Here is a 3,918-nt window from a genome sequence, read left to right as displayed (position 1 = left end):
GGACATGGCGGATCATCTCCGAGGTGGGGCAAGCGCCCAAGGTACACCGGAGCCCTGTTAATAAAACGTTTTTTGCGTACCCGGATGCGGACGCCGGTTATCCGCGATTCAATCAGCGCGGTGCGCCGCTCATTGTCGGGGCAGACGCGGATTGTCTGCAGCGCCTTCCTTTCGATTGCTTCGCCAGGGATTGATGTCGAGTCCTCCGCGACGGGTATAGCGGGCCTGTACGGTCAGCCATCGCGGCGAGCAGCGCTCGAGCAAGTCGACATGAATCCGCTCGACGCATTGTTCGTGGAAATCGTCGTGGTTGCGGAACGAAACCAGGTAGCGCAGCAGCCCTTCGCGATTCATTGCCGGGCCGGAATATGAAATCTGCACGCTGGCCCAGTCGGGCTGACCGGTGACAGGACAATTCGACTTGAGCAGGTGCGAGACCAGTGATTCCTCTACCAGGTCATCGCCGGTCGTGAGGTAGGCGGAATTGGGCGGGCCGTAGTCGTCGACGTCAATGGCCAGGGTATCGATGCATTCGCCATCCAGGGTGTTCAGCGAAGCGACCGCCGGATCGAAAAGCACGTTCAGCCGAACTTCGATCGCGGCGCCAGCGGCGGCAGACAGGTCCCGTACCAGGATCAGACGAAAGTCTTCCATCGACTCGCAGCGATGCTGATTGAAGCTGTTGAGATAAAGCTTGAGGGATTTCGATTCGATCAGGCTCGGCGAACGGGCCGGCACCCGCAACTCTCCGATTGCCACGCAGGGCTTGCCGCGCCCATCGAGCCAGGACAGTTCGTAGGCATTCCAGATATCCACGCCGTCGAACGGCAATGCGCCACCCGTGCCTAGCGCTTCGCGTCCCGTTGCGCGCGCAATGGGAAACAGCAACGAGGGATCGTAATGGGCACTCCCCGCTACGTTCTTGCCGAGCGAGGAGTCGTGGACGGTTCTGTTCATGCCGTCATTCTATCGACGCATCGCCGCCTAGCCGAACTTTTCATCGAGTTTCGAAAAGGACCCGGGTCAACCGGCGATGTGCCCGGGTCGTTCAGTGCGCGGCTTGCAAGGGCGGCTCATCGTCCTCGAGACGCTTGATCGATTCGCCATGGTGATCCTGGGCCAGCAGCAGATAGAACGCCGGCACCACGAACAGGGTGAACATCGTGCCGATGGTCAGGCCCGTGGTGATGACCAGTCCCATGTTGAAGCGTCCAGCCGCACCGGCACCGGTCGCGACCACCAGGGGCATCACACCGAGCACCATCGCTGCAGTGGTCATCAGGATCGGACGCAGACGTGTCGCTGATGCCTGCTCGATCGCCTCGCGCTTGGTCTTGCCCGCGCGCTGCAACTCGTTGGCGAACTCCACGATAAGGATGCCGTGCTTGGAAATCAGGCCCATCAGGGTAACCAGTCCGACCTGGGTGTAGATGTTGAGCGAGGTCGCCCATCGATAGGAAATGGCGCCCATGCCGACGAAGCCGGGCAGCAGGTTGATGAAGATCATCGCGCCGAACATGGCCATGGGTACCGATACGAGGATGACGATCGGGTCACGCAGGCTGTTGAACTGCGCCGCCAGGGCCAGGTAGACGATGATCACGGCAAAAAGCAGGGTCAGTGCGAAGCCTCCTGTCTCGGCCATGTACTGGCGAGCCTGGCCGCTGTAGTCGATCTGGTAGCCCGCCGGCGCGATGTCGCGAATCGTGTTGCGCACCAGTTCGATGCCCTCGCCCTGGGTGACCGCAGGGACACCCGAGAAGGTGACTGCATTGAGCTGCTGGAAGCGGGTCAGCGATTGCGGCACCACCGAGTCCTTGATGCTGGCGACGGTAGACGCCTGAACCAGCGAGCCATCGCCTGTGCGGATGTAGTAGTCGAGTACCTGGTCGGGGTTGAGCCGGTCTTTCTGCAATACCTGCGGGATGACGCGATACGAGCGCCCGCCAATCGAGAAGTAGTTCACGTACCCGCCACCCAGCGCGGCGCCAAGCGACGAGCCCACGTCCTGCTGGGTCAGGCCGAGCGCGGTAATCATGTCGCGGTCGACTTCGAGTGTGGCCTGCGGCTTGTCGATCTTGAGATTCATGTCGACGAAGTAGAACTTGCCGCTGCTCTTGAGCTTGTCGAGCACGTTCTTCGAAACCTCGTAGAGATTGTCGAATGGCTCGGTGGTGGACATCACCACCTCGACCGGCTGCCCTTGCGCACCCGGCAAGGAGGGGAACTGGAAGGCAAAGGCATTGGTCGATGCCATCGAACCCCATTTTTGCTGCAACTCCTGCTGGATCTCGTGCGCATTGCGCGAGCGTTCGCTCCACGGCACCAGCTTTGCACCAGTCAACACCGAGTTCGGGCCTGCGAAGCCGGTGAACTGGAAGGTCTGCTTGACCTCGGGAATGGTTTCGGTAATGGCCTGCATCTGCGCCATGACTTTCTTGATCTGGGCCGGCGCCGTATTCGGTGCTGCGGTGGCGACGCCGATGACGATGCCCTGGTCTTCCTGAGGGGCCAGTTCCGACTGCGAATTCATGAACAGGAACACGGTGCCGCCAAAGACCATCAGGCCCATCACGATGAGTACGATTCGGGTCTCCAGGGCACCGTGCAGGCGACGCTGGTAGCCCGAATGCAGGCGATCGAACTGGCGATCGATGAAGGCAACGAAACGGCTGCCTTCATGATTCGGCTTGAGAAAGCGCGAGCACATCATCGGGCTCAGGCACAAGGCGATGATTGCCGAAACCGTGACTGCACCGGCCAGGGTGAATGCGAACTCGGTGAACAAGGCGCCGGTCAGGCCACCCTGGAATCCGATCGGCACATAGACGGCAATCAGCACGATGGTCATGGCGAAAATCGGACCGGTCAGCTCACGCGCGGCGATCAGCGCAGCCTGGAGAGGTGTCTTGCCCTCCTCGGTGATGTGGCGGTCGACGTTTTCGACCACGATGATGGCATCGTCAACGACAAGTCCGATTGCCAGCACCAGTGCAAGCAAGGTGATGAGGTTGATGGTGTAGCCCAGCATCAGCATCACGAAGAACGCACCGATCAGCGACAACGGCATTGCGATGACCGGAATCATCACCGCACGAACACTGCCCATGAACAGGAAGATCACCAGAGTCACGATGACCAGTGCTTCGATCAGGGTCGTGATGACTTCGTCGATCGAGGTGGTAATGAAGTCGGTCGCATCAAAGGCGATCTGCCCGGACAGTCCGGTCGGCAACTGGTTCTGGATCTCGGGAAAGACCTGGCGCACGCGCTCGGCAACATCCAGTACGTTCGCATCCGGCGCGGCATTGATGCCGATGAACACCGACTGGGTGCCATTGATGGCCACGAACGAGTCATAGTCTTCGGCACCAAGCACGACGTTGGCGACGTCTTCCAGACGCACCACCGCGCCGTCCTGGGATCTCACCGCAAGCTTGCGGAATTCGTCGACCGAGTGCAGATCGGTCGCTGCGGTCAGCGGCACCGATACCGCGTTGCCCTTGGTCGCACCGACAGCAGCAAGATAATTGTTCGCCGTCAGCGCCTGAGACACGTCGGCAGCGGTCACTCCCTGTGCGGCCATGCGAACAGGATCGAGCCAGGCACGCAAGGCAAACTGGCGACCGCCGATCAGCTGCGCCTCCTGCACACCATCCAGCGCATCCAGTTGTGGCTTTACCACGCGCAGTACGTAGTCGGTGATGTTGTTGGTCGGCAGTGTGTCGCTGTAGAAGCCGATGTACATCGCCGATGTGCTCTGGCCGACCTGCACCGTGATTACCGGTTGCTGGGCCTGCGGCGGCAACTGGTTGGAAACCGCGCTGATCTGTGTCTGTATTTCGGTCAGCGCGCGATTCGAATCGTAGTTGAGCTTGAGCGTGGCAGTGATCGAAGAGACACCGCTCTGGCTTGAAG

At 60.5% G+C, this 3,918-nt stretch carries 2 protein-coding genes; both read right to left on the bottom strand.

All coding sequences use genetic code 11. The annotated features are described in order from the left end of the window. Positions 1-129 precede the first annotated feature (129 nt). Positions 130-957, bottom strand: coding sequence for an NADPH-dependent 7-cyano-7-deazaguanine reductase QueF (gene queF / locus WBP53_RS14770; protein ID WP_423930252.1), 828 nt, complete (start codon positions 955-957; stop codon positions 130-132). 91 nt (positions 958-1,048) lie between these two features. Continuing rightward, positions 1,049-3,918 (bottom strand): efflux RND transporter permease subunit (locus WBP53_RS14765; protein WP_423930250.1); only part of this gene is annotated, 2,870 nt, incomplete at its 5' end.

The sequence above is a fragment of the Dokdonella sp. genome (genome assembly GCF_049593775.1).
In the GTDB taxonomy this organism is placed as follows: Bacteria; Pseudomonadota; Gammaproteobacteria; order Xanthomonadales; family Rhodanobacteraceae; genus Dokdonella.
Note: the sequence above shows the minus strand (reverse complement) of the source record. Positions and strands in the feature narration are given on the sequence as shown.

Excerpts from the sequence above, each read along its gene's own strand:
- queF (WP_423930252.1), bottom strand. The coding sequence starts at position 957 with ATGAACAGAACCGTCCACGACTCCTCGCTCGGCAAGAACGTAGCGGGG.